The following is a 25,796-nucleotide window of genomic DNA, read 5'->3' as shown; positions in this document are numbered from 1 at the left end:
GCAACAGGCTCTGCATCTTGTTGAACCCCTGGGTGCGGTCCCAGTTGGCGACGTCCTCGCCTACCTTCTTGAGATCCGGGTACTGGCTCAACACCGTCTCGTAGCCGTTGGAGCGGGTCGCGGCATTGTTGTCCGACGGCGCGCCCTTCAGCTCGACGTAGTTGGCCGAGTCGCCGACCGTCTGTACCCACTGCTGCGCGCCGAGGGCGGCACCCTGGGCGTTGTTGGAAACCAGCTGCGCCTTGGCCAGCCCCTGCTCGTTGATTTCGGCGTTGACCAGAAAGACCGGAATGCCGGCTTCGACGGCCTTGCGTACCGCCCCGACAGAGCCATCGGCGTTGGCGGGATCGAGAATGATCGCCTTGGCCTGATTGGTGATCGCGGTGTCGATCTGGCGGCTTTCGGCGTTGGTATCCCCTTTATGGGCGCTGACGTTGGCTTCATACCCCAGCTCCTCGGCGGTCTCGCGGGCAATCTTGCCCTCGGTGAACCAGTAGGGGTTGGAGGTATCGTTGACGATGATCGAGATCAGCCCCTTGTCCTGCGCCATGGCGCTTCCGGCGAGCAACGGCGCACTGACGGCGAGGGCTGCGATCAGCAGGCGTTTTCCTGTCTTGAACATGATGGATCACCCTTCTTTTGCGGTTGTGTTTCTAACCCGTGTCGATCGACACGTACGGGTTAATGCTGCGTTGCCGGCTTGCCGGCGCTACTTTCCGCCCCGGGCGTCGCGCGGGATGCGTCGTCGCTCGAGGATGGAGAAGTGGGCGAAGCGGGCGCCTTGGGTTCAGGCGTTTCGGGCTCGGACGACTGGGTCGCGCGCTTTTTGCGCCCGCTGTACTGAATGCTGTTGAGCAGAACCGCCAGCACGATCACCGCGCCGGTGAAGACGGTCTGCCAGTAGGAGGAGACGCCAATGATGACGAGGCCGTCGGACAAAAACCCGATCACGAACGCCCCGAGCAGGGTGCCGCGCACGTTGCCGCGGCCGCCGGTCAACGCGGCGCCACCGATGACCACGCCAGCGATGGCGGTCAGTTCGTAGGTGGTACCGGCAGTGGGGCCGGCGGAGGTCAGCTGGGAAGAGAGCACCAGTCCCGCGATCGCCGCGCAGATGCCGGAGAGCACGTAGACCGAAACCTGCACCCGCTTGACCGGCACGCCGGAGAGCTCGGCCGCCCGCGCGTTGCCCCCGGTCGAATAGACCCAGCGACCGAACGGTGTGCGCGCCAGCGCCAGAATGGTGACGACCGCAACCGCCGCCAGAATCAGTACGCCCACCGGCACGCCAAACAGCCGGTTGAAGCCGAGCCAGTCGAAGCCGGTGTTGCCCAGCTCCGGGCTGCCGCCGAGATTGTTGTAGGTCAGACCGTCGGTCATCAGCAGCGCCACGCCGCGAGCGACATAGAGTAGCCCCAGGGTGGCGACGAAGGCCGGCACCTTGAAGTAGGCGATCAGCACGCCGTTGATGGCACCGACGAACGCGCCCAGCGCGCAGGTGAGAATGACCACGACCCACACCGGCGGATAGAGCGTCACGCCGAACATGTCGAAGGTCACGCCCTGCATCAGGAAGCCGGCCACGACTCCCGCCAGGCCCAGGGTCGAGCCCACGGACAGGTCGATGCCGCCGGTCAGGATCACCAGCAGCATGCCGATGGACAGCAGCCCGAAGATCGCCACGTGGGACGACATCGTCAGGAAGTTGTTGGTCGAGAAATAGACCGGCGATAGCGCCGAAAAGATGATGATGATCGCGATCAGGGCGAAGAAGGCGCGCCCTTCCAGCAGCAATCGACCCAGGTCGAAGCCACCGCGTTGGCGCTCTGCCGCTTGGCTGTGCTTGGACATGTCAAAACTCCATTCGAGGAAAAGTGCCGACGTGCTAGGCGACCACGGCTTCGCCGGAGGCAGCCATGATCTGTTCCTTGGAAGCGTCGGCACCGAACTCGGCCGCGATGCGCCCGCGGCTCATCACCACGATACGGTGAGCGATACTCAGGCATTCGCCGACTTCGGAGGTGGAAAAGATCACCGCGAGGCCTTGCTTCGACGCGCCTTCCGCCAGCAGCTTGAACACCTCGGCCTTGGCGCCGATGTCGATGCCGCGGCTCGGCTCGTCCAGCACCACCACGCGGGGATGGGTCGCCAGCATCTTGCCGATCACCACCTTCTGCTGGTTGCCGCCGGAGAGCGAACCGATCTCGGCTCGGGGACCATCGGTCTTGATATGGACGTTGGCGATCGACTCGTCGACCACGCCGCGCTCGCGGCTTCCCGAGGTCAACAGCCAGCGGGTGAACGCCTTGATGCTGGCCAGCGACAGGTTCTCGCCCACCGACATGGTCTGCACCAGGCCGTCCCGCTGGCGATCTTCGGGCACCAGCACCAGGCCCTTGGCAATGCGTTCGGCGATGCTCAGGTGCGAGGCGTCCTCGCCCTCGAGCACCACTCGCCCGCCGCTCAGCGGCACGCGCCCGGCCACGCACTCGAGCAGCTCGGTCCGCCCAGCGCCCATCAGCCCGTAGATGCAGACGATCTCGCCGGCGCGAACGTCCAGCGACAGGCGATCGACCACCGACCGCTCCGGCACGGCCGTGTCGGCGACGCTGACATTCTCGAGCGACAGCGCCACCTCGCCCATGGTGTGTCCGGTCGGCGGCGAGCCGAGATCGAAGTTCTCGCCGACCATGTTGCGCACGATCCACTCCAGATCGATGTCCGCGCGCCTGGCGTAGGCGGTCATCACGCCGTCCCGCAGCACCACCGCGTGATCGGTGATGAGCAGCGCCTCTTCCAGATGGTGGGAGATATAGACGATCGACACACCGCGACTCTTGAGATCGCGAATGACCCGAAACAGGACCTCGACTTCGGTCGCCGACAGCGCCGAGGTCGGTTCGTCCATGATCAGGATGCGCGAGTTCACCGACAGCGCGCGGGCGATCTCGACGATCTGCTGCTGCCCCAGGCGGAGATCCTCCACCGGCGTCAGCGGGTCGATCGGTTCGTCGAGCTCCTCCATCAGGGCGCGGGTCTGACGCGCCTCTTCGGCATAGTCGATGCCCATCGGCCCTTTCAGCTCGCGGCCCATGAAGATGTTGTCGCGAACGCTGAGATTGGGCGCCAGGCTGAGTTCCTGGTGGATGATCGAGATGCCCAGGCGCTGGGCATCGGTGGTCGAGGCGAAGCGTACCGGCTCGCCCTCCAGTAGGATCTCGCCAGACGTGGGCTGGATCACGCCGGAAAGGATCTTCATCAGCGTCGACTTGCCGGCACCGTTCTCGCCGAACAGCGTGGTCACCTGGCCGCGATAGACGTCGAAGTTGACCGTCTTGAGCGCATGCACGCTGCCGAAGGACTTGGCGACGTCCCGCGCCGAGAGCACGATGTCCTCGCCCGGCTCGCTCGCGGCCGACGGTCGGATCGAAGCGGAAGCCATCACTGCACCTCCATGCTGACGGGGGTCACCAGCCAGTTCTTGGGATTGATCAGCTTGAACACGCCGGTCACCCTGACGGTCTTGCCGCCCAGGTCAGCGGTATCGATGTCCGCCAGCACCGCCGCCTTCATCGCCTCGTTGATCGAGGCGCCCGCGTTCTGGTATTCGATCTGATTGGTGAACTCGCCGAACGAGATCTCCCCGGTGGCATCGCGCAGATCGGTGCCGTTGATCGCCGGGCCAGTCTGCACACGGATCGTGATCTCGTCGGGCACACCGTCGGCCTCGACCGTATAGATGCCCGAGCGGGCTTCACCGAACGTCCCGGTGAAGGTCACCGGCACCACTGGCCCGAAACTGTCGCCAACGCCATATTTCTGCCCTGCCGCGGACGAGTCCTCGAGAACGGCGGACGCCAGCTCGCCGGCCTCGACGGCACGCGCCTCGACGCTGTCCCGAATGGCCGGAAAGTGCTCTCCGCCATAGGTTTCGGCGGAAAACCCGCCGGCCAGCTCGGCCTCGGTGCCAATCTCGACGACCTTGGTATCCCAGGCCATCGCCGCCAGCACCACGACCACACAGGCGCCGATGATCAGACGTCCTTTCAGCTTCTTCGGCGCCGCGGGCCGACTGGCAACTGTTGCACTCATCACTGCGAGCCCTCTTCTGCGAATCTCTGCCACGAAACTTCTGCTGCCGCTCGTCTGCGCCGGGCGACGAAACCGATCGTCGCCCGGCACGAATCACAACTCAGGGAATCAGCACGATCTTGAGTGACTTCGAACCGTTCTTCATGAGCTCGAAACCTTCCTCGTATTTCTCCAGCGGCAGCTTGTGGGTGACGACGCCTTCGGTGGGGAAGTCGCCTTTACGGATGCCCTCGATGACCAGCGGATAGCAGTAAGGGCCGAGATGCGAGCCGAGCACATCGAGCTCCTTGCGGTCGGAGATGATGCTCCAGTCGACGCTGACCGGATCCTTGAACACGCTGAACTCGACGAAGCGGCCCAGCTTGCGGATCATCGATAGCCCCTGCTCCACCGACTTGGGATGCCCGGTCGCCTCGATGTAGACGTCGCAGCCGTAGCCTTCGGTCATCTCCTTGATGATCGAAACCACATCGTCGCGTTTGGGATTGAGCGTCAGATCGGCACCGAACTTCTTGGCCAGCTCCAGACGGTCGTCGAACAGATCGAGCACGATCAGTTTTTCGGCCCCCGCCTTCTTGGCCGCGCCGACCATGCCGAGCCCCAGCGTGCCGGCGCCAGAAAGCACCACCACGTCGCCCAGCTCGATCTTCGCGCGCTGCACCGCATGTAGCGAACACGCGTAAGGCTCGATCAGGATCGCCTTCTCCAGCGGCAGCTCCTCGGGGACGTGGTAGTTGATCGCCTCCTTGGTGAACTTCATGTACTCGGCCATGCCGCCGTTGACGTTGTTCTGGAAGCCGTAAAGGTCATGCTTCTCGCACATCCAGTACTGGCCTCGGCCGCAGAAACGACAGTTCCAGCAGGGCACAATCTGCTCGGAGATCACGCGGTCGCCGACCGCATATCCCTCGACCTCGGCACCGACCTTCACCACCCGGCCGATGAACTCATGACCAGGGATCATCGGCGCCTTGATATAGGCCGGCTGCGTTTCGTCGCCCCAGAAGCTGGGGGCGCCATCGTAGGACTTGATGTCACCGGCGCAGATACCGCACCCCTCGACCTTGATCAGGATCTCCTTGGCATCGATCTCGGGAACCGGCACTTCCTCGTAGCGATAGTCTCCGGGCGCATAGGCGACCACCGCCTTCATCGTCTTGGGGATATCGCCAGTGGAAGCCGTTTGCGTGGACGTGGCGGTGGACTCGCTCATGGAAGATCTCCCGTGGATAAACACATGTTCAAACTTCGGTCATATGTTTTTAGCGCAATACACAAAGGGACATCAATGCAAGTGCGATAAATCAGGCCTAAGACTTTAGGCAAATAAAATATAAATTATTGATTTATATTGATTTTTAAAACCTTGATTCAAAGAGCTACGACCAAAGTTTTTACGTATCTTTCGTGACGAAACGGCCACGTTGAAAGTATTAAAATGGGGTTAAAATGAGCAAATTGTGAACATATGAACAATCAAGCATCGTTCACGAGCGTCTTCTCGATCAAAAAATAACGGCGCGGCTTTTGGCCGCGCCGTCGATACAGCGAAAGAGTTTTACGATTTCACTGAAAATCACCCAAATTATCGCGGGTAATCAGATCGACTCCGGTATCCATATAATCCGGCGCAGCGACATCCAATACCTGTTGCCATAATGCCTGAACGGTCCAGTAGCCCTGCGCCTCCGGACGATTGGCCACAGTAGAATCGGCCACACCTTCATCAACGAGCTGCAACATTTCCGGTAATCGTTCAAGGCCGACAAGCTGCACCTCACCCACTTTGCCTCCCTCTTTCAATGCTTGACCGATACCAATAGGACCGGACGCTTCGGAGACAACCCAACCATCGAGATCGGGATGTGCCTGCATGATTGTCGCCGCCTGGTTCTGGGCCTGCACGATACTGTCATTGTTGATACCCGTAGCGACGACCTCAATATCAGGATATTCGGAAAATACGGCTTGGTGGCAACGCACACGGATAGCGTGATTGGGCGCGGTTGGCGTTCCCATCATGATCGCGACCTGCCCCTCTTCTCCCAACAGTTCAACCAGTCGTTGCGACGCGATCTGAGCCTGCTCGCAAAAATCGTTGCCAACGCTGCTGACCTCGAGCCCCTCCGGCGCCGGCGAGTCGAAGATCACTACCTTGATTCCCTGGTCGAGTGCTTCCTGCAGAATGGCACGATTGGCGTTGGCATCCAGAGGATCGACAGCAATGCCATCCGGCCGAGTGGCGATGGCCTGTTCGAGTATCTGATTCTGGATAGCCACCTGCGACTCCTGGGGCGCGCTATAGACGATTTCCACCTCGGCGCCGCTCTGCGCCTCGATCATCCGCGCCGCCTGTTCTGCGCCAGCGTTCACGCTATCAAACCAAGGCGCCACGGCTTTGGGTACGATCACGAAGCGGTAATGATCCTTGCCGTCAAAATTCTGGTCTAGCGTCTGTGCTTCTACCTGCACCGTTGCAAGCGCCATGGCGCCAGCGACTATCCCCAGCAACGCTTTTTGATAGCGCTTCGTGCTCAACCACTCATTTCTTCTTTGCATTTTCAATTGCCTCGCCTGTCATCGCTCCGATGAATCAATCCTTTTCACTTGTCACGCCTCTTTCAATCCCGCTTGAAATAGCGCCGCGAGATGGAGTCGAGCGCGATGGCTACCACCACGATCGCGCCACTGACCATCGACTGCCAGTAAGGCGAGATGCCGAGCAATACGATGATGTTCTCGATGACGCCGATGATCGCGGCACCGAAGATGGCACCCAGAGGCGTGCCGATCCCGCCGGTGGTGGGCACCCCGCCAATGACCGAGGCAGCGATCGGCCCCAGCACCCAGGAGTCGCCGATGGAGGGTTGCGCCGACCCCAATCGGGCGACCATCAGCATCCCCGCCAGGGCAGCGAGAAAGCCGGCGAAGGCGAACACGCCCACGCGCACGCGGTCGGTGCGGATACCGAGCATCTTGGCAGCCGACAGGTTGCTGCCCACCGCATACATGTAACGCCCGAATGGCGTCTTCAGCGTGATGAAGCAAGCCAGGGCGAGAAATACCAGCATGACCCAGAAAGGGATCGGCAGGCCGAGCCATTTTCCGCTGCCAAGGAAACCGATATCGGCTGGTATGCCGGTAATCGCGACGCCCTTGGTGATGACCAGGTTGAGACCGCCGTAGACTCCGGCCATCCCGATCGTCAGCACCAGAGATGGCAGGCGAAGCAGCGTCACCAGCAAGCCGTTGATCAGTCCGAACACGGCACCGATGACCAGACACAGCGCAAATGCCAGCCAGGGATCGAGCCCCATTTTCACCATCAGAATGCCGCCGATGACTCCGCAGAAGCCGCCGATGGCACCGAGCGACAGATCCAGCTCGCCGAGGATCATCAACATCGACTGGGCGATGGTAATGATGCCGATGAACGCCAGCGCCCGGGAGATGATCACCAGGTTGTAGCTATTGAGAAAGTTCTCCGACAGCAACGAGGCGGCGACCACGATGATCGCCAGCACGCTGACGACGCCGCTGAGCGGATTGCTGACCATGAATCCCATTGCCTTACGCAGCATGCCCGTCTCCTTCATGGCCATGGATGGCACCGACGAGGGCGTTGCCGCTGGCCTGGTCGATGTGAAATTCACCACTGACTCGTCCTTCGTACATGGTGATGATGCGATTGGCGCAGCGTCGGAGTTCATCCATCTCCGACGACACCAGGATGATCCCGACGCCGCGCTCGGCCAGTTCTTTCATCAGCCGATAGATCTCCATCTTGGTGCGGATGTCGATCCCCTTGGTGGGCTCGTCGAAGATCAATACCCGAGGATCGCAGGCCATGGCACGGCCGATGATGGCTTTCTGCTGGTTTCCTCCCGAGAGGAACGCGATGTTCTTGTTCATGGTAGGTGTCTTGATGTCGTAATCCTTCACGATCGACGCCACCCGCTCTCGCTCGCGTCGCGCATCGATCATGCCGCCACGCGCGGTGCCGCCAAACAGCGCCATGCCGATATTGCGACGCACGCTCTGCCCCGGAAAGATCCCGTGATACTTGCGCTCCTCGGAAAGATAAAAGAGCCCATTTCGGATGGAGTAATGCGTATCTCCCAGCCGCCACTCCTGCCCCTGAATCTGCACCTTTCCGGCACGCGCCGGAAGGTAGCCAAACAGCGTCTGCATCACCTCGGAACGGCCGGCACCGACCAACCCGGCAAACCCCAGGATTTCGCCCCGGCGCAGCGAGAAGGAGACATTCTCGAACCCTTTGCCACTCAACCCTTCGGCCTGAAGGATGACCTCTCCGCTGCCTCCTTCCGGCTGCAGGCGGGTATCGGTCTTGACCTCCTGGCCGGACATCAACGACACCAGTTGCCGATCGTCCAGCGCCGAGGCGGGCTGCGTATCGATCTTGCGCCCGTTACGCAGCACGCTGATGGTGTCGCTGATGGCAAACATTTCGTCGAACTTGTGCGAGATGAACACCACCCCGCATCCCGACGCCACCACGTCGCGTACGACGCGAAAGACACGCTCCACTTCGGTTTCCGTCAACGACGAGGTCGGCTCGTCGAGAATCAGAATCTTCATCGACTCGTTGGTGCAGGCGCGCGCGATCTGCAACAGCTGCTGATCGGAGATCGAGATATGTCGAACCTTGTCTCCCGGCTGTGCCGCAATTTTGAAACGCTCGATCCACGGTCTGGCGGCCTGCTCGAGCGCTCGCCGCCGAAACAGCAAGCCGCCGTGGTGGGAGCGCGAAAAGGGCATGAACAGATTCTCGGCAACGGTCAGGTTGCCGAACAGATTGATCTCCTGGGGCACGTACGCAATGGTCTTGTAGAGAGAGGCGTGGTGCGCGGCATCCTGATCATCGATCATGACCCGCCCCTGAGTCGGTCTCTCGGTACCGGTCAGCATCTTGACCAGAGTCGACTTGCCAGCGCCATTTTCACCCGCCAGCGTGTGGACCTTGCCCATCTCGATTTCGAGCACGATGTCGTCCAGCGCCTTGACCCCGGGGTACATCTTGCTGACATGGTCGACGTGAAGATACGCCATTGCCGCCCTCCTGCTGATACATCCACCTGATACCGATACATCTACCGGACACTGATACATTCACCCGGCCGCTTCCGTACGCGGCACCTCGCCGCAACCAGAAGCGGCTCGCGATATCACTCCATGAATGAATCGACGTTATCGGGCGTGATCATGACGTTGCCGGTATCGATGTGATTAGGCGTGATCGCCCCCGTGGCCAACTGCCACATGTTGATCACCGACCAGTAGCCCTGCATGGTGGGCCGTGAAGCGGACGACGAATCCGCCACCCCTTCCTTGATCAGTACCAGCATCTGGCTGAGATCATCGAGGCCCACCAACTGGACCTTGCCGACCTTGTCGGCCTCCTTGATCGCTTGACCAATCCCCACCGGCCCCGCCGCGTCGGAGGCGACCCAGCCGTCCAGGTCGGGATTGGCCTGCATGATGGCGGAGGCCTGCTGCTGCGCCGTGTTGATGTCATCGTTGTCGACACCGGTCGCAACGACCTCGATACCGTCGTGCGAATCGAAGACCGCCTGTGCGCAACGGGCGCGCTCGGCGTGGTTGGGGGCCGTGGGCACGCCCATCATGATCGCCACCTGACCTTCACCATCCAGCAACTCGACCAGGCGATTGGCCGCCATTTCCGCCTGCTCGCAGAAGTCGCTGCCGATCGTCGTCAGATTCATTCCTTCAGGATTGATCGAATCGAACAGCGTGACCGGGATTCCCTGCTCCTGCGCTTCCTGCAGCACCGTGCGGTTACCGCTGGGATCGAGCAGGTCGACGATGATGCCGTCAGGGCGGGTCGAGATGGCGCGTTCGATGATTTCGTTCTGCTGGGCGACGTTGGCGCTCTGTGGCGCCGAGTACTGAATGTCGACCTCGGAGCCGGTCTGTGCCTCGATGGCCGCCGCGGCCTGCTGGGCGCCCTGGTTGACCTTGTCGAACCAGGGATGCACCACCTTGGGCACCAGGACAAATCGATAGCTATCGGCTTTTCCTGTGCCCGGCCCCTCGGCCTGGGCCGCGGATACCATCATGGCGGATGACAGTACGCTGAATGCCAGCACGACGCCGGCTCTGACGATTTTCATGGAGACGCCTCCTCGAGTGATGATCCCTTTGCTTATGCAGCACATGAATCCATGAAGATCATATGCTCAATGCATTTCAGCGATCATTTACGGTCTTTAGCGCCGACCAAGCAATCTAGACTTTGGGAGGATAAGGCAAAAACTTACTGTTTTTTCTATTGAAAATGACAATCAACGCAACATGAATTTATCCATAACCGCAAACGCACGCGATGATCAAAAGACCTGCAATGTCATCAAATGAACATTCCCCGTAACGAACAGCGAGCGCCACTCCTCCCACCTAACCCCATTTCTCGATGACCACCCATGCCGACACGCCACCACGAGCGAGGCGACACCGGGCAACCACGCAAAAAAATGCACGGCATGCCCGGCTGCGGCATGTCGTGCAATCACTTCTTAAGGATAGACTTTCGAGGTCCGGCCGATCAGCGATGGTCGCGTTCGTAAGCCTCGATCCGATCCACCTTTGGCTGTGACCGCCCGCCCGGGTCGAACTCGCTGCTCAGGAACGTCTCGGCGATCGTCTTGGCCAGCTCGATGCCGATCACGCGCGCGCCCATGGTGACGATCTGCGCATCGTTACTCTTGCGCGCCCGCTCCGCCGAGTAGGTGTCGTGCGCCTGGGCCGCTCGGATGCCCGGCACCTTGTTGGCCGAGATCGCCACGCCGATGCCCGTCCCGCACATCAGGATGCCGCGATCGAAACGCCCGTCGGCAATGGCTTGCGCCACTTCGAAGGCGATATCTGGATAGAGAACCGGCTGCGCGTCGTGGGTCCCGAAGTCCTCGACTTCGTGCCCCAGCGACCTGACATGCTCGATCATCGCCTGTTTCATCTCGTAGGCCGCTTCATCACATCCCAGCGCTACCCGCCATTTCTGAGCCATTGCTCGCCTCCTGTTCAGTCGACGACGCCATCATAGACCCACTACGCTCATATGAACAAATTTTATTCATATGCTCACATAAACGCCCTGATCAACGCGATAACGAGAGATGTCGTCGCCTCTTGAACGCATCGATACTCGCCACAATGACGCCCACTCACCCCCACCAAAGTCGCATATCGTCGCCTTCTGGCGTCGCTATGATGGTCGACATACAGCACAAAACCAAATGTGCAACACAAGATCAAATACTCAACAGCTGAGAAGTCGAAGCACAGCGGGACTTTCCAGCGCGGCATTTACCCAACCTGTGGGAGCGTCGGTCATGACACGCCTTTACAACGACCCAGTGAATTTCGTCGACGAAGCGACCGAAGGCTTCGTCGCGGCGCATGCGCAGCGCGTCTGCCAGGTTCCTGGCGGCGTCATTCGCAGTACACGCAGCAAGCCGGGCACCGTGGCAGTCGTGATCGGTGGCGGATCGGGACACTATCCCGCCTTCGCCGGGCTGGTCGGCCAGGGCCTGGCCCACGGCGCGGTGATGGGCAACCTGTTCGCCTCGCCGTCGGCGCAGCAGGTCTACAATGTCTGCAAGGCGGCCAATAACGGCGCCGGGGTACTGCTCAGTTTCGGCAACTATGCCGGTGACGTTCTGCACTTCGGCCAGGCGCGGGAACGCCTGATTCGTGAAGGCATCCCCTGCGAGATCGTTGCCGTCATCGACGATGTTTCCAGCGCAGACCAGGAAGAGATTCACAAACGCCGCGGAATCGCCGGTGACCTGACCGTGTTCAAGATCGCGGCGGCAGCGGCCGAGGCCGGTTATTCCCTCGAAGAAGTCGTTCGTGTCTCGCGCGCGGCCAATTTCCGCACGCGCTCGATGGGAGTGGCCTTCGATGGCTGTACGCTGCCGGGGGCGAAGGATGCACTGTTCCACGTGCCAGCGGGCAAGATGGCGGTCGGGCTGGGCATCCACGGCGAGCCGGGCATCAGCGAACAGGATGTGCCCACCGCCGATGCGCTGGCGGAACTGCTCGTTGCTCACCTGATGGAAGAGATTCCCGATGGCATCGACAGCGTCAAAGGCGCCAGAGCTTCGGTACTGCTCAACGGCCTGGGGTCGATCAAGTACGAAGAGCTGTTCGTGGTCTATCGTCGGGTCAATCAATTGCTGACGGAAGCCGGCCTGGAGATCGTCGAGCCGGAAGTGGGCGAGCTGGTGACCAGTCTCGACATGGCCGGCGCCTCGCTGACCCTGTTCTGGCTCGACGAGGAGCTGGAACGGCTGTGGAAAGCGCCGGCGGATGCCCCAGCCTATCGCAAGGGCAGTCTCGAAGCTGCGCCACCGATCGATGCTTCCGAGCTGGACATCCCCGATGCCGATGCCATCCCGCCGGCGAGCGAGGAATCGATCGCCGCCGCCCGCTGCCTTTACCAAGCCTTGAGCGCCACGCGCAAGCTCATCGACCAGAAGGCCGAGGAGCTGGGCCGACTCGATGCCATCGCCGGAGATGGCGATCACGGCATCGGCATGCAGCGCGGCGCCGTCGCGGCCGAACTGGCCGCAGAAGATGCCGTCAGCCGCAACGCTGGCGCCGGCACTCTGCTACGCTTGGCGGCAGAAGCCTGGGCGGATCGCGCGGGCGGCACTTCCGGCGCCATCTGGGGCGTCATGCTCAACGCCCTGAGCGTGACGCTCGGCGACGAAGACGAGCCGACCCCGGAGCGTTATGCGCTGGGAATCACCAAGGCCAGGGAAGATGTCATGACGTTCGGCAAGGCCAGGCTCGGCGACAAGACGCTGGTCGATGCGCTGGTACCGTTCAGCGAGACGCTCGAACGGGCCGTCGCAGCCGGCGACGATTTTTCTCAGGCGTGGCGCAAGGCGGTCGATGCCTCGGCCTCCGCAGCCCAGGCCACGGCCGACATGAAGCCGAAGATGGGCCGCGCTCGGCCGCTGGCCGAGAAGAGTCTCGGCACGCCCGATCCAGGGGCGATCTCGCTGTCCCTGATCGTCGGCGCCATTCAGCCCGTCGTCGATCGGCGATGAACGAGACGCCGGCGCACCGGGCGGCGACGAACAGGGACGAATCAAGGAGCGACTCGAGAACCTCATGGAAAAGCCTCCGATCACGCTGGGCATCAGCTTCAAGATGTATTTCGGCTACGCCCAGACGGTGACCTGGTGCCACCAGGTCGCCGATAACCTTTCCCGCCACCCGGCCGTTCAGGACGGCCGGGTGGCGCTGTTCGTGCTGCCCAGCTTTCCCGCCCTGCCCCCGGTCCTCGAGTGTTTTGCCGGTACGCCCGTCGGCGTCGGCGGTCAAAACCTGTATCAGTCGCCGCACGGTGCTTATACTGGCGAGGTGAGCGGGGCCATGCTGGCCGAAATGGGATGCCGCTACGTCGAGATCGGCCACGCCGAACGGCGACGCCTGTTCGGGGAAGATGCCGATATCGTCGCCGCCAAGACCCAGGTGGCCCTGGCGCATGACTTGATACCGGTGCTCTGCATCGGCGAGTCTGAGCGTGGCGATCCGCTGGATGCCATTGCCGACTGCCGTGAACAGATCGATTCGGCACTGTCATTGGCGACGCCCGCACAGCGGTCACAGCCACTGGTGATCGCCTATGAGCCTCACTGGGCCATCGGTGCCGCGGAACCGGCATCGCTTGCGCATATTGCGGCAGTCTGCCAGGGGTTGCGCGAGCATTTGGGCGCGCATCCTTCAGCCAGCGTGATCTATGGCGGCAGTGCCGGCCCCGACCTGTTGACTCGGCTGGCAGGACAGGTCGATGGGCTGTTTCTGGGGCGATTCGCACATGATCCAGCCGCATTCGAGGCGATCGTGAACGAAGCCTCGCTGCTTGCGTCGAATTGAGCGCCAGATCGCGTCTCGCTCCATTCATCCATTTACGACCATCATTCATTGACAACCCAGGGGATCCGAAAGCCAATGCCATCTCGTCGTCAGCTAGCCAACGCTATCCGCGCGCTTTCCATGGACGCCGTGCAGAAGGCCAATTCCGGCCATCCCGGCATGCCGATGGGCATGGCCGATATCGCGGAAGTCCTGTGGAACGACCATCTCAAGCACAACCCGGCCAACCCGGACTGGGAAGATCGCGACCGTTTCATTCTCTCCAACGGTCACGGCTCGATGCTGCACTATTCGCTGCTTCATCTGACCGGCTACGACCTGCCGATGAAGGAACTCGAAAACTTCCGCCAGCTGGGCTCGAAGACGCCCGGCCACCCAGAGCACGGTTACACCCGCGGCATCGAGACCACCACCGGCCCGCTCGGCCAGGGTCTGGCCAACGGCGTCGGCATGGCCATCGCCGAACGCACGCTGGCCGCGCAGTTCAACCGTGACGGTCACGAAATCGTCGATCACCGCGTGTGGGTCTTCGCCGGCGACGGCTGCCTGATGGAAGGCATCAGCCACGAGGCGTGCTCGCTGGCCGGTACGCTCGGCCTGGGCAACCTGGTCGTGTTCTACGATGACAACGGCATCTCGATCGACGGTGAAGTTGAAGGCTGGTTCACCGACGATACCGGCAAGCGCTTCGAGGCCTACCACTGGCATGTGATCCGCGATGTCGACGGCCACGATGCCGAGCAGATCAACAAGGCGATCGAGGAAGCCAAGCGCGTCACCGACAAGCCCACGCTGATCATCTGCAAGACCGTGATCGGCTTCGGCTCGCCCAACAAGGCCGGCAAGGAAGAGAGCCACGGCGCCGCCCTGGGTGAAGACGAAGTCGCGGCCGCGCGCAAGGAGCTGGGCTGGGAATATCCCGCGTTCCAGATCCCCGACGAGTACTACCAGGCGTGGGACGCCCGCGACAAGGGCCGCAAGCTCGAAGCGGAATACGACGAGAAGCTGGCCGCCTACGAGAAGGCGCACCCGGAACTCGCCAAGGAGCTCAAGCGCCGCTACAACGGTGAACTGCCGGCCGGCTTCGATGGTGATGCCCTGATCAAGGCCGCTCAGGAGAAGTCCGAGACCACCGCTTCCCGCAAGGCCTCGCTGGGCGTGCTCAACGAACTGGGGCCGAATCTGCCCGAGCTGTTCGGCGGCAGCGCCGACCTGGCACCGTCCAACCTGACCCTGTGGAAAGGCGCCAAGGCGATCACCAAGGAAGACTTCAACGGCGGCTACCTGCACTACGGCGTGCGCGAGTTCGGCATGGGCGCGATCGCCAACGGTATCGCGACCCACGGCGGCTTCATTCCCTATGACGCCACCTTCCTGGTCTTCATGGAGTACATGCACAACGCCGTGCGCATGTCCTCGCTGTCGCACACGCGCATCATCCACGTCTTCACCCACGACTCCATCGGTCTGGGCGAAGATGGCCCGACACACCAGCCGGTCGAACAGCTGGCCGACCTGCGCAACCTGCCGGGTCTGGCGACCTGGCGCCCGTGCGATGCCACCGAAACCACCGCCGCCTGGGTCGAGGGCCTGAAGCGCGAGACCGGGCCGACCGCGCTGATCTTCTCGCGTCAGGATCTGCCGGCGCAGTCGCGTGACGAGGCGCAGCTGACGAACATCCGCCGCGGCGGCTACGTACTGAAGGATGCCGAGGGCGGCAAGCCGGAGCTGATCCTGATCGCCACCGGCTCCGAAGTCGGCCTGGCGATGGATGCCGCCAAGGCGCTCGAAGGCAAGGGCAAGAAGGTTCGCGTGGTCTCCATGCCGTGCACCAGCGCCTTCGACGAGCAGGACGAGAGCTATCGCGAGTCCGTGCTGCCGCGCTCGGTACGCGCACGACTGGCGGTGGAAGCCGCGATCCCGTCGACCTGGTACAAGTACGTCGGTCTCGACGGCGACGTCATCGGCATGACGACCTACGGCGAATCAGGCAAGGCCGGCGATCTGTTCAAGCACTTCGGCTTCACCGTCGACAACGTCGTCGCCCGCGCCGAGACGCTGCTGGGTTGATCGCCCACGCGGCATAGCCTCAAATCGAACGCCCGGCCTCTTGGCCTAATGCCAGTCAGTTAGCACTGACTGGCATTTCTTTTAGTCGGGTACTTCCTCAGTCTGGACCTGATCGATCGGGGATACGATCATTCTGGCCGCTCTGGCAGGAGGAAGTTCAAGGTGATCGCCTGAATGACGCTGAGGACGCCCCCCGATGAAACCCAAAGGCAGTACCGTCAACTCCTTGATGATCCAGTGAACGGCTTGATGAAACTGAGCTGGTTCGGGTGCATAGTGCCGAGGCTACAGGCCGTATGTGCCACCTGAAAATGGACTAGGTTATAGGCCCCCTCAGGGCTCCTCTTCTGGCACACCACATGCGTACTTAAGGTAGCTCGCGTTTTTCTGAGCTTTCGGACAGCCAACGAAAAAACCCGACGCGGCGGGAAAGAAAATGTCGTCACGGAGCGCGACGACGAGCAGGACACGTTTACTGCTTGACGATCCAATCGTGGGCAGGATCGTTCTGGAATTTCCACTCCCGCTTCGGCCCGGCCATGACATTGAGGTAGTAGAGTTCGTAGCCATGCGCCGCTCCCACCGGATGATAACCGCATGGCACCATCACGCAGTCACCGTTTTCCACCGCCATGGTTTCGTCTAGCGAACGGTCATCAGTATAGACCCGCTGGAAGGCGAATCCCTGGGATGGATTCAGACGATGGTAATAGGTTTCCTCGAGAATCGACTCGTTGGGCAAGTTGTCTACGTCGTGCTTGTGCGGCGGGTAGCTTGACCAGTTACCAGACGGTGTATAAACCTCGATCACCAGCAGGCTATCGGCCGGTTCTGTCTCAGGTAGAATATCCTGAATATGGCGCGTATTGCTGCCGGCGCCGCGCGTGGCGCGCTTGACGTCGCTGGGGGCGATCAGACGAGCCTCATGGTTGCCATATCCCGGGGCGCTGCACACGGCGATCTCCAGGTCGGTGGTCGCCTCGATACTGTAGCTCACGCCGTCGGGCAGGTAGACGGCATAGGGCGGGATCTTCTCGAAGATGTCCATCCGTTCGCCGATGTCCTCCCAGCGGTGCTCGCCACTGGTCACGGTGGCGCGGCCGGAAAGCAGTACCAGGCAGTGCTCGCGGCCGCCGGTATTGGCTTCGACGCGCTGGTCCTTGGCCAGTTGATGGACGCGGAAGCCGACATGCTCCCAGCCGGCAGATTCAGGGGTAACCTCAAGCACCTTGCCCTGAGTATCGGGTTCGTGGGGACGTACCAGAAGTGATGCCATTATTGCTCTCCTGTCCTGTTCGATGTCATCAGTGAATGTCGTCCAGTGCGATCCGGCGACCTTCATGCAATGAACGCTCGGCGGCCTCGGCGAGGCGCAGCGCCTCGAGCCCATCCTGGGCACCGGCCAGCGGCGCGCTCCGCTCGCGCCAGGCGCGCACGAAATCGTCTATCTCGATGCGGTAGGCCGTCGCGTAACGTTCCAGGAAGAACCAGTGGGGTTTTTCCTCGACCTGGCCGGGCTCTCCGGTAAACCGCAGGCGGGTATCGCTCTCATTTTGTACCTGGAGCATGCCGGCGCTGCCAAAAGCCTCAACACGCTGGTCATAGCCGTAGCAGGCGCGACGTGAATTACTGATGTGGCAGAGCCGGCCACTAGCGGTAGTCAGAGTGACCATCGCCGTATCAATATCGCCGGCTTCGCCGATAGCGGGGTCGATCAGGCAACTGCCAGTCGCCTGTACATAGGTAATGGGCTCGTCGACTAGCCAGCGCACCATATCGAAATCATGAATCATCATGTCGCGGAACAGGCCGCCTGAGGCCAACACATACTCGGCGGGCGGCGGCGCGGGATCGCGGCTGATAATGCTCAGGGTCTCCAAGCTACCAATACGCCCTTCCACGACGGCCTTCTTCAGCGCAGCGAACTGTGGATCGTGGCGGCGATTAAAGCCCAGCGCACAGATTACCGGATGGGATTCCAATACCTGTAGCGCATCGCGAGTCCGGGCAAGATCCAGGGCGATGGGCTTTTCACAGAGAATGGCCTTGCCAGCGCGTGCTGCCTGCTCGAGATAATCAGCGTGGGTGGGCGTACTCGAAGCGATTAGCACGGCATCGATGTTGGCCTCCTCGAAGACGGCGTCGGTGCTCAGTATACGGGCCCCATACTGGGCCGCCAGTGCCTCGGCCGCTGGGGCATGGAAGTCGGCCACACCTACCAGGGTCACCTCGGGGTGGGCATCGATGGTTTGGGCGTGCACCTTGCCGATGCGTCCGGCGCCGATCAGGGCGAGTCTCATAAAGGTGTCCTCTTATTGTCTGTGAACTTCCGTGTATTGCTTGGTCATGCTTGCTGAGCATCGCCGTCTGTGGTAGGGCGATCCCTGGCCTTGTCCTGTCGAACACCCAAAGCAATGGCCAGTGTCTGGGTGAGGCACAGCGAGGCGGTCAGGCCGCGGAAGCTCTTTACTTCAGCCTCATGCACGACCAGCACCACATCGGCCAATCGTGCCAGCGGGCTCAGGGTCGAGTCGGTGATCACTACCAGCGGGATACCGCGCTCGCGGGCCGCGGCTGCCACGTCTCGGGACTCCTGGGCATAGGGCGAGAAGCTCACCACCAGAAGCGCATCCCCGGGGCCGATGGCGCGAACCTGCTCGCCGTACATTCCCCCCAGCCCGTTCACCAGAAAGACACGCTTGTCGATGTGGTGCAGCGCATAGGTCATGTAGCTGGCCACAATGAAGCTGCGGCGGGCTCCCATCACATGGATCGCGTCGGCGCGTTCGAAGATGTCCAACGCACGCTCCAGGCTACGCGGATCGATGCGTCCCGGCAGTTGCTCCAGTACCTCACGGTTAGCCTCGGCGAATTCCCATAGCAATTGGGTGCTGTCGGGGGTTTCACCGGTCGCCGTGCGTACCGCGCGAATTCGTTCGGTATAGTTGGGCAATTCGTCGACCAGCCGCGTACGGAACAGCTGTTGCATCTCGGAGAAACCGGAAAAATCGAAGCTGTTGGCGAAGCGGATCAGGGTCGAGGGCGTCACGTCCGCTTGCTCGGCAAGCCTTGCCACGGTGGCGAAGGCCACCTCCTGGGGATTATCGAGCAGGAAGCGCGCAGTCTGCTGGAGACGCCGGCTCAAGGTGGCGTACTCCTGTGTGATGCGGGTTTCCAGTTCGCTGAAATCTTGAGGCGTTTGATTCATGTTTCGATCTTCCTCGCCCTGGCTGGGCACGTTGAATCGAGCCTGTTGCATGCCTATAGTCTAGGTGAAATGGAATATCCATTTCATTTATACCAAAGTATAGAATGAATGATTTGTAAATCAAAGCAATAGAATCTATATTTCATCTTGGCAACGCGTTGCATATACCACAACCACATAACGACAATCACGAGGATTTTACCCATGGCACGTCTATCCCATTGGCTGCTGGCCTCGACCACCGCCGCAGCACTCATGGCCGGCACGGCACAGGCACAAGAGACACAAGAAGCAAACCGCTTCGTCATGGTGACCCATGGCGTTCCCTCCGATCCCTTCTGGTCCGTGGTAAAGAATGGCGCTGAGGCGGCGGCTGACCTCGTCGGCGCTGAGCTTGAGTACCGCGCGCCTTCCACCTTTGACATGGCCAAAATGCAGCAACTCGTCCAGGCGGCGGTGGCGTCTCAACCAGACGGTTTGATCCTCTCTTTCACCGACGAAAATGCCCTGGGCAGCGTTGTGCAAAATGCGGTTGATAACGGCATTCCAGTCATCACCATCAACTCTGGTGGTGATGTGGCGCGGGATTATGGCGCCCGTTTGCACATTGGGCAGAGTGAGTACGAGGCGGGTAAGCAGGCCGCCGAGCGTATGCAGGAAATGGGCGTTGAGAAAGGCGTTTGCGTCAACCATGAACAGGGTAACCAGGGCCTTGACCAGCGCTGTGATGGTTTTGTCGACGGCTTTGATGGCAATGCAGACCAGCTGGCGACCACTTACGACCCCACCAACATTCGCAATGCCATCGTGGCTTATCTCAACCAGAACAACGACGTTCGCGGTGTGTTAACGCTGGGTCCGTTGGCGGCAGATCCAATGATCCAGGCCATGCGTGAGCAAGGTGCTACCGACACATTCACTCTGGGTACCTTTGATCTCTCGCCAGGCATTCTAGAAGCGCTTGATGCGGGTGACCTAGATTTTGCGATCGACCAACAGCAGTACATGCAGGGTTACTTGCCCGTCATGTTCCTAGATCAGTTCGTCAAGAATGGCCTATTACCCGCAGGGGATGTTGCCACCGGCCCGGGGTTTGTCACTCAAGAAAACGCTGCGCAAGTTATTGAGCTGAGTAGCCAAGGCATCCGTTGATAACTACCTAATCGGAAAAGGCTCGACATCGCCGAGCCTTGGGAGTCGATCGCCATGAGTTCCAATGAAAATAACCAACCTGCTGCACCAGCAGCGGCTGATCAAGATGAGCGGATTCAGAAGGTCTCATTTTGGAAAAAAGCGCTCAATCGCCCTGAGCTGGGCGCACTAGCGGGTGCCGTGTTGGTGCTTGCCTTCTTTATCGCTGCTTCCAGCGGAACCGGGATGTTTACCCCCGCGGGTATTATTAATTTTCTTGAAGTCGCCGCTCAGCTCGGCATTATCGCCACGGCGGCTGCGCTGCTGATGATCGGCGGTGAGTTTGATCTCTCGATTGGCTCGATGATTGGCTTGGCGGGCATTCTGATTGCTATTCCTGCGGTGGAGTATGGCTGGCCGCTATGGGCCGCTATTTTATTAGCGTTCGCCTGTGCGGGCCTGGTGGGCTGGATTAACGGTAATCTGGTCAATAAAACGGGGTTGCCGTCGTTTATCGTTACCCTGGGTTTTCTTTTTATTCTGCGTGGCCTAGCGATTGGTGTCAGCCGGTTATTGACCGGACGTACTCAGGTGGGGGGCGTACAAGAGCATATCCCTGGTGACTGGTTCGCGGCGCTATTCTCCGGCGAGGTGGCCACGGGCCTGTTCAGTTGGATGGCGGCAAATGGCTGGATGGCGACCAATTTTGCGGGCAACCCCGTCGTCTCGGGCATTCCAGTCTCTATCGTCTGGTGGTTGGGCTTAACCGCCGTGGCAACCTGGGTGTTGCTATGTACGCCTTACGGTAACTGGATCTTCGCCAGCGGCGGCGACGCTAACGCTGCGCGCAATTCGGGCGTACCTGTCCATCGCGTCAAGATTTCACTATTCATGTTTACCGCTTTCTCCGCCACCATCTTTGCCTGCATTCAGGTCATGGACACCGGCTCGGCAGATACCATTCGCGGGTTACTCAAGGAACTCGAGGCAATCATTGCCGTGGTCATCGGTGGTGCCCTGCTCACCGGGGGCTATGGCTCAGCCATCGGAGCGGCGCTGGGCGCGCTCATCTTCGGCATGGTTCAAATGGGTATCTTCTACACCGGCGTCAACACCGACTGGTTCCAAGTTTTTATGGGAGTAATGCTGCTGGTCGCCGTGCTGTTCAACAACTTTATGCGCAAGAAGGCGATGGAGGCCAAGTGACATGAGCGAACGTACTCCCATGATCGAGATGCGCAACGTCAGCAAGCACTTCGGCAGCGTCATCGCCCTGAGCGACATCTCGATGCAAGTGTATTCCGGCGAAGTCATGTGCCTGCTGGGCGACAACGGCGCCGGCAAATCCACGTTGATCAAGACACTCTCGGGCGTGCACAAGCCGACCCACGGCCAGATGTTCGTCGACGGCCAGGAGATCCGCTTCAAGTCGCCCGCCTTCGCGCTAGATGCTGGGATCGCCACCGTCTTTCAAGACCTGGCGATGATTCCACTGATGTCCATTACCCGTAACTTCTTCATGGGCCGCGAGCCAACGGTCGGCTGGGGACCACTTAAGCGTGTTGACTGGAAATACGCAGACCGTATCGCGATGGAGGAAATGGCCAAGATCGGCATCGACGTGCGCGACCCAAGCCAGCCGGTGGGCACACTTTCCGGCGGTGAGCGTCAGTGTGTGGCCATCGCCCGGGCGGTCTACTTTGGCGCCAAGGTGCTGATTCTGGACGAGCCGACCTCGGCGCTGGGGGTCAAGCAGGCCTCGGTGGTGCTGCGCTATATCGCCAAAGCGCGGGCTGATGGCTTGTCGGTGATCTTCATCACCCACAACGTCCATCACGCTTTTCCGGTAGCCAATGCCTTCACTCTGCTGTCGCGCGGCGGCAGCTTGGGTACCTTCCGCAAGGAAGACGTCACGCGTGAGGAGGTACTCAACATGATGGCCGGTGGCGCCGAGCTGGAGAACCTTGATGCCGAACTGGCCGAGTTCCAGCGCAGCGACCAACAGAAGAAAAGTCAGGTTGCCTGAAACGATCCGTCCCCCTAACGTCTCTTGGAGCCAACGCCATGACCTCCTTCCATTTTGGACTGATAGGCACCGGCTACATGGGCAAGGCGCATGCCATTGCCCTGCACGCAGCGCCCCGGGTGTTTGACCTGTCCGCGACACCGATCTGTGAGCTGCTCGCCGAGGTCGACGAGACTCTGGCGACCCGCAAGGCCCGGGAGCTGGGATTCGCCCGCGCTACCGGCGACTGGCGAGTACTGGTAGCCGACCCTCGGGTCGACGTGGTGGACATCTGCGCGCCGAATTTCCTGCACAAGGAGATGGCGCTAGCGGCCATCGCCCAGGGCAAGCATGTGTACCTGGAGAAGCCCATGGCGCTGAATGATGCCGACGCCGTCGAGATGGTCGCGGCGGCTGAGCGCGCCGGCGTCAAGACACTGGTCGGCTTCAACTATGTGCGCAACCCAGCCAGCCAGCTGGCTCGGGAGATCATTGCCAGCGGCGAAATCGGCGAGGTGATCCACTTTCGTGGCCGCCACAACGAGGATTACCTGGCCGACCCGACCAAGCACCACGACTGGCATACCTTTCGTGAAACCGCGGGCGCCGGCGCCCTGGGTGACCTGGGTTCCCACATTCTCAACATGGCCGAGTACCTGACCGGACAGTCCATCACCCAGGTCTGCGGCCAGCTCCAGACCGTGATCACGGAACGCCCGATGGCGGATGGCAGCGGCATGCACCCGGTCGAGAACGATGACCATGCCCAGGCACTGCTGCGCTTCGACAGCGGCCTTATCGGCAGCATCGAGACCTCGCGCATCGCCTCAGGGCGCAAGTTGGGTCTCGCCTACACCGTCACCGGCACCAAGGGTGCCATCACCTTCGACCAGGAGCGCATGAGCGAGCTCAAGCTCTACCAGCAGGAGGGGCCACGCGGCCGGCGCGGGTTTCGCACTCTGCTGATCGGCCCGGAGCACCCGGACTACGCCGACTTCTGCCCGGCTCCGGGGCATGGGCTTGGCTACAACGACCAGAAGATTATCGAGATCCGTGACCTGATCGAGGGACTGGCCGGCCGCCAGCCGCTCTCTCCCGACTTCCGCCAGGCCAGGCGGGTCAATGCCCTGATCGATGCCATCGAGCGCTCGCATCACGATGGCGGCTGGATAGCGCTGGATGGCGCCTAACCCCTACGAGGAAATTCTGATGACACAGCACACCTCTCTCAGCGGCCAGGTCGCTGTCGTTACCGGCTCCACCCAAGGCCTCGGCGAGGCCGTCGCCCGGCGCCTCAGCGAGCTTGGCCTCGCCGGGCTGATCCTCTGCGGACGCTCTCGTGACAAGGGCGAGGCCTTGGCGGATTCGCTCTCGTCGTCCACTTGTCGGGCCGTCTTCGTGACTGCCGATCTGGGCCAGGTCGCCGATTGTCGTCGCATCATTCAGACCGCCGACGAGCGCTTCGGGCGCCTCGACATCCTGGTCAACTGCGCCGGCAATACCGAGCGCGGCACCCTCTTCGATACCGATGAAGCCGCCTTCGACCGGTTATTCGACGTCAATACCAAGGCGCCGTTCTTCCTTATGCAGGACGCCGCCAAACTGATGATCCGCGATGGCATCGAGGGCCGCATCGTCAATATCCTCAGCATGTCCGGCCACGGCGGCCAACCCTTCATCAGCGCCTACTGCGGCAGCAAGGGCGCCCTGGCCACGTTGACCCGCAACGCCGCCTTCTCGCTGATGCGCAACCGCATCCGGGTCAACGGGCTCAACATCGGCTGGATGAATACCCCCGGCGAGGACAACATCCAGAAGACCTTTCACGCTGCCGACGACGACTGGCTGGCCAGGGCCGCCGCCGCGCAGCCGGCCGGCCGACTGCTCGACCCTCAGGAAGTCGCCGGCGGCGTGGCGTTTCTGGTCAGTGGCGACTCGGGAATGATGACCGGGACGATCATCGACTTCGACCAGAGCGTGCTGGGCTGCTACGAGGACACGCCGCAACCCCGCGCCGCCATGACGTTGCCGACCCATTGAGCACATTACCGGGACCGCGAGTCCCGTGCGACAAAGCCGGCAGCGGCTACCCCCTAAATGGCCGGTCGTCCTCGACGATGGCCCTACTTCAGAGGAAGGCACTCATGAGCGAGACCTTGTTCGCATCGCGTCACTTCGCCACGCCCGGCAGCCTGGACGTGGAGGCTTTCGCGGCGCTATGCGAGCAGCAGACGCCGGCAGCGGGCTATCCCGAGGCGACTCAGATCCAGTCCAAGGTGCCCATCTATGCGGCCGCGACCGTGCTTGACGTGAGCCAGCACGCGTCGGGGGCCCGCCGGCTCTGCGACGAGTGGCACCATTGCCTGCTCGAGGGCCCGGGCGTACTGGTCATTCAGGGCATGTATGGCGATGATCCTGCCGTCGATGCCGCCAGCGACAGCTTCGTCGCGATCATAGAAGCGGAGAAGTCCAGTGGCGCTCACGGTGATCACTTCGCGCCGCCGGGTAGCAATGACCGCATCTGGAACGCCTTCCAGAAGCATGGCCTGGAGGACCCGAGCGGCTTCGTCGACTACTACGCCAACCCGTTGCTGGCGCTGGTCTGCGAGGCCTGGCTGGGCCCCGGCTATCAGGTCACCTCGCAGGTCAACGTGGTCAATCCCGGCGGTCAGGCGCAGAGCCCCCACCGTGACTATCACCTCGGTTTCCAGCCCAGCGAGAGCGTTGAACGGTTCCCGCTGACGATGCAGGTGGCCTCTCAGCTGCTGACGCTGCAGGGCGCCATCGCTCACAGCGACATGCCCGTGGAAAGCGGACCGACCCAACTGCTCCCCTACTCCCAGACCTATCGGCAGGGCTACCTGGCCTGGCGCGACCCGGCCTTTCAGGCAGTGTTCGCCGAACAACATGTCCAGCTACCGCTCGCCAAGGGCGATGGCGTGTTCTTCAACCCGGCGCTCTTCCATGCAGCCGGCGCCAACCGCAGCCAGGACCGACGCCGCATGGCCAATCTGCTACAGGTTTCTTCGGCATTCGGTCGCGCCATGGAGTCGGTCGATCGCCAGAGGCTGATCCAGGCCAGCTACCCCGCTCTTCGTGAGCGCTTCGCCCGCGAAGGCTTGTCGGTGTGCGTTCGCGCGTTCATCGCCGCCGTCGCCGAGGGCTACGCCTTCCCGGCCAACCTCGACAATAGCCCACCACGCGGTGGCATGGCGCCGGACACACAGCAACAGCTGCTAGAGCGGGCGCTCCGCGAAAACTGGCCCACTCGGCAGCTATCCGATCACCTGCAACAACAAACTATAGCGTGTCTGCCCTGACCGACACGGGCGTCAGACCAACGACAAGCGACGTAAGGAATCA

Annotated in this window: 22 protein-coding genes; 9 read left to right on the top strand and 13 right to left on the bottom strand. The window is 61.5% G+C overall.

Going from position 1 to position 25,796, the window contains the following annotated elements; all coding sequences use genetic code 11:
• The 10 genes from CCD76_RS14790 to rpiB form a co-directional block, all read right to left on the bottom strand.
• On the bottom strand, nt 1-622 hold a 622-nt coding region (locus CCD76_RS14790), incomplete at its 3' end, for a substrate-binding domain-containing protein (protein ID WP_087720197.1).
• Between the two features lie 59 nt (nt 623-681).
• On the bottom strand, nt 682-1,851 hold the full coding sequence (locus CCD76_RS14785; RefSeq protein ID WP_071231428.1) for an ABC transporter permease: 1,170 nt from the start codon (nt 1,849-1,851) through the stop codon (nt 682-684).
• 34 nt (nt 1,852-1,885) lie between these two features.
• Nucleotides 1,886-3,442, bottom strand: a complete 1,557-nt coding sequence (locus CCD76_RS14780; protein ID WP_087720196.1) for a sugar ABC transporter ATP-binding protein — start codon at nt 3,440-3,442, stop codon at nt 1,886-1,888.
• Nucleotides 3,442-4,092, bottom strand: coding sequence for a DUF2291 family protein (locus tag CCD76_RS14775; protein WP_087720195.1), 651 nt, complete (start codon nt 4,090-4,092; stop codon nt 3,442-3,444). Before CCD76_RS14775 ends, CCD76_RS14780 begins: the two co-directional genes overlap by 1 nt.
• 100 nt (nt 4,093-4,192) lie before the next feature.
• The gene (locus CCD76_RS14770; RefSeq protein ID WP_087720194.1) at nt 4,193-5,305 is read right to left on the bottom strand and encodes an MDR/zinc-dependent alcohol dehydrogenase-like family protein; all 1,113 of its coding nucleotides are present in this window, start codon (nt 5,303-5,305) and stop codon (nt 4,193-4,195) included.
• A 353-nt stretch (nt 5,306-5,658) separates the two neighbouring features.
• Nucleotides 5,659-6,630 (bottom strand): substrate-binding domain-containing protein, encoded by a 972-nt coding sequence (locus tag CCD76_RS14765; protein WP_218777047.1) that lies wholly within the window; start codon nt 6,628-6,630, stop codon nt 5,659-5,661.
• Between the two features lie 83 nt (nt 6,631-6,713).
• Nucleotides 6,714-7,673: an ABC transporter permease gene (locus CCD76_RS14760; protein ID WP_087720193.1), complete on the bottom strand. Its 960-nt coding sequence runs from the start codon at nt 7,671-7,673 to the stop codon at nt 6,714-6,716.
• On the bottom strand, nt 7,663-9,162 hold the full coding sequence (locus CCD76_RS14755; protein WP_087720192.1) for a sugar ABC transporter ATP-binding protein: 1,500 nt from the start codon (nt 9,160-9,162) through the stop codon (nt 7,663-7,665). Before CCD76_RS14755 ends, CCD76_RS14760 begins: the two co-directional genes overlap by 11 nt.
• Nucleotides 9,163-9,278: 116 nt before the next feature.
• Complete coding sequence (locus tag CCD76_RS14750) at nt 9,279-10,244, bottom strand: substrate-binding domain-containing protein (RefSeq protein WP_087720191.1); 966 nt, start codon at nt 10,242-10,244, stop codon at nt 9,279-9,281.
• Nucleotides 10,245-10,675: 431 nt separating this feature from the next.
• Nucleotides 10,676-11,137 carry a ribose 5-phosphate isomerase B gene (gene rpiB / locus CCD76_RS14745; protein WP_071231436.1) on the bottom strand — a complete coding sequence of 154 codons (462 nt, stop codon included), beginning with the start codon at nt 11,135-11,137 and terminating at the stop codon, nt 10,676-10,678.
• A 325-nt stretch (nt 11,138-11,462) separates the two neighbouring features.
• Between rpiB and CCD76_RS14740 the strand changes: the two genes are divergently transcribed.
• The 3 genes from CCD76_RS14740 (at nt 11,463) to tkt (ending at nt 16,089) form a co-directional block, all read left to right on the top strand.
• Nucleotides 11,463-13,187: a dihydroxyacetone kinase family protein gene (locus CCD76_RS14740; protein WP_087720190.1), complete on the top strand. Its 1,725-nt coding sequence runs from the start codon at nt 11,463-11,465 to the stop codon at nt 13,185-13,187.
• 64 nt (nt 13,188-13,251) lie between these two features.
• Nucleotides 13,252-14,019 (top strand): triose-phosphate isomerase family protein, encoded by a 768-nt coding sequence (locus CCD76_RS14735; RefSeq protein ID WP_087720189.1) that lies wholly within the window; start codon nt 13,252-13,254, stop codon nt 14,017-14,019.
• 75 nt (nt 14,020-14,094) lie between these two features.
• On the top strand, nt 14,095-16,089 hold the full coding sequence (gene tkt / locus CCD76_RS14730; RefSeq protein ID WP_087720188.1) for a transketolase: 1,995 nt from the start codon (nt 14,095-14,097) through the stop codon (nt 16,087-16,089).
• Nucleotides 16,090-16,561: 472 nt separating this feature from the next.
• On the opposite strand, the gene iolB is transcribed toward tkt, so the two are convergent.
• From iolB to CCD76_RS14715, 3 genes are read right to left on the bottom strand one after another with little or no spacing between them, the layout of a single operon-like run.
• Nucleotides 16,562-17,365: a 5-deoxy-glucuronate isomerase gene (gene iolB, locus CCD76_RS14725; protein ID WP_087720187.1), complete on the bottom strand. Its 804-nt coding sequence runs from the start codon at nt 17,363-17,365 to the stop codon at nt 16,562-16,564.
• Nucleotides 17,366-17,393: 28 nt separating this feature from the next.
• A complete protein-coding gene (iolG, locus tag CCD76_RS14720) occupies nt 17,394-18,389 on the bottom strand; it encodes an inositol 2-dehydrogenase (RefSeq protein ID WP_040244634.1) in 996 nt (331 codons plus the stop codon).
• 44 nt (nt 18,390-18,433) lie between these two features.
• Nucleotides 18,434-19,297, bottom strand: coding sequence for a MurR/RpiR family transcriptional regulator (locus tag CCD76_RS14715; RefSeq protein WP_040244945.1), 864 nt, complete (start codon nt 19,295-19,297; stop codon nt 18,434-18,436).
• A 204-nt stretch (nt 19,298-19,501) separates the two neighbouring features.
• Between CCD76_RS14715 and CCD76_RS14710 the strand changes: the two genes are divergently transcribed.
• The 6 genes from CCD76_RS14710 to CCD76_RS14685 all read left to right on the top strand — a co-directional run bounded on the left by CCD76_RS14710 (nt 19,502) and on the right by CCD76_RS14685 (nt 25,753).
• Nucleotides 19,502-20,449 (top strand): sugar ABC transporter substrate-binding protein, encoded by a 948-nt coding sequence (locus CCD76_RS14710; RefSeq protein ID WP_087720186.1) that lies wholly within the window; start codon nt 19,502-19,504, stop codon nt 20,447-20,449.
• Between the two features lie 54 nt (nt 20,450-20,503).
• A complete protein-coding gene (locus tag CCD76_RS14705) occupies nt 20,504-21,634 on the top strand; it encodes an ABC transporter permease (protein WP_040244638.1) in 1,131 nt (376 codons plus the stop codon).
• Between the two features lies 1 nt (nt 21,635).
• Nucleotides 21,636-22,454, top strand: a complete 819-nt coding sequence (locus CCD76_RS14700; protein ID WP_040244639.1) for an ATP-binding cassette domain-containing protein — start codon at nt 21,636-21,638, stop codon at nt 22,452-22,454.
• Between the two features lie 38 nt (nt 22,455-22,492).
• Entirely contained in the window at nt 22,493-23,623 is a 1,131-nt protein-coding gene (locus CCD76_RS14695) for a Gfo/Idh/MocA family protein (RefSeq protein ID WP_040244640.1), read from the top strand.
• A 19-nt stretch (nt 23,624-23,642) separates the two neighbouring features.
• Nucleotides 23,643-24,473, top strand: a complete 831-nt coding sequence (locus CCD76_RS14690) for an SDR family oxidoreductase (RefSeq protein WP_040244947.1) — start codon at nt 23,643-23,645, stop codon at nt 24,471-24,473.
• 104 nt (nt 24,474-24,577) lie between these two features.
• On the top strand, nt 24,578-25,753 hold the full coding sequence (locus CCD76_RS14685) for a phytanoyl-CoA dioxygenase family protein (RefSeq protein WP_040244641.1): 1,176 nt from the start codon (nt 24,578-24,580) through the stop codon (nt 25,751-25,753).
• Nucleotides 25,754-25,796: the final 43 nt, after the last annotated feature.

Source organism: Salinicola salarius, assembly GCF_002179555.1.
Taxonomy (GTDB): Bacteria; Pseudomonadota; Gammaproteobacteria; order Pseudomonadales; family Halomonadaceae; genus Salinicola; species Salinicola salarius_A.
Note: the sequence above shows the minus strand (reverse complement) of the source record. Positions and strands in the feature narration are given on the sequence as shown.

Bases quoted from the DNA above. Each gene is read 5' to 3' on its own strand.
- CCD76_RS14785 (WP_071231428.1), bottom strand. From the start codon at position 1,851: ATGTCCAAGCACAGCCAAGCGGCAGAGCGCCAACGCGGTGGCTTCGAC.
- CCD76_RS14780 (WP_087720196.1), bottom strand. From the start codon at position 3,442: ATGGCTTCCGCTTCGATCCGACCGTCGGCCGCGAGCGAGCCGGGCGAG.
- CCD76_RS14775 (WP_087720195.1), bottom strand. From the start codon at position 4,092: ATGAGTGCAACAGTTGCCAGTCGGCCCGCGGCGCCGAAGAAGCTGAAA.
- CCD76_RS14770 (WP_087720194.1), bottom strand. From the start codon at position 5,305: ATGAGCGAGTCCACCGCCACGTCCACGCAAACGGCTTCCACTGGCGAT.
- CCD76_RS14760 (WP_087720193.1), bottom strand. From the start codon at position 7,673: ATGCTGCGTAAGGCAATGGGATTCATGGTCAGCAATCCGCTCAGCGGC.
- CCD76_RS14755 (WP_087720192.1), bottom strand. From the start codon at position 9,162: ATGGCGTATCTTCACGTCGACCATGTCAGCAAGATGTACCCCGGGGTC.
- CCD76_RS14750 (WP_087720191.1), bottom strand. From the start codon at position 10,244: ATGAAAATCGTCAGAGCCGGCGTCGTGCTGGCATTCAGCGTACTGTCA.
- rpiB (WP_071231436.1), bottom strand. From the start codon at position 11,137: ATGGCTCAGAAATGGCGGGTAGCGCTGGGATGTGATGAAGCGGCCTAC.
- CCD76_RS14740 (WP_087720190.1), top strand. From the start codon at position 11,463: ATGACACGCCTTTACAACGACCCAGTGAATTTCGTCGACGAAGCGACC.
- CCD76_RS14735 (WP_087720189.1), top strand. From the start codon at position 13,252: ATGGAAAAGCCTCCGATCACGCTGGGCATCAGCTTCAAGATGTATTTC.
- tkt (WP_087720188.1), top strand. From the start codon at position 14,095: ATGCCATCTCGTCGTCAGCTAGCCAACGCTATCCGCGCGCTTTCCATG.
- iolB (WP_087720187.1), bottom strand. From the start codon at position 17,365: ATGGCATCACTTCTGGTACGTCCCCACGAACCCGATACTCAGGGCAAG.
- iolG (WP_040244634.1), bottom strand. From the start codon at position 18,389: ATGAGACTCGCCCTGATCGGCGCCGGACGCATCGGCAAGGTGCACGCC.
- CCD76_RS14715 (WP_040244945.1), bottom strand. From the start codon at position 19,297: ATGAATCAAACGCCTCAAGATTTCAGCGAACTGGAAACCCGCATCACA.
- CCD76_RS14710 (WP_087720186.1), top strand. From the start codon at position 19,502: ATGGCACGTCTATCCCATTGGCTGCTGGCCTCGACCACCGCCGCAGCA.
- CCD76_RS14705 (WP_040244638.1), top strand. From the start codon at position 20,504: ATGAGTTCCAATGAAAATAACCAACCTGCTGCACCAGCAGCGGCTGAT.
- CCD76_RS14700 (WP_040244639.1), top strand. From the start codon at position 21,636: ATGAGCGAACGTACTCCCATGATCGAGATGCGCAACGTCAGCAAGCAC.
- CCD76_RS14695 (WP_040244640.1), top strand. From the start codon at position 22,493: ATGACCTCCTTCCATTTTGGACTGATAGGCACCGGCTACATGGGCAAG.
- CCD76_RS14690 (WP_040244947.1), top strand. From the start codon at position 23,643: ATGACACAGCACACCTCTCTCAGCGGCCAGGTCGCTGTCGTTACCGGC.
- CCD76_RS14685 (WP_040244641.1), top strand. From the start codon at position 24,578: ATGAGCGAGACCTTGTTCGCATCGCGTCACTTCGCCACGCCCGGCAGC.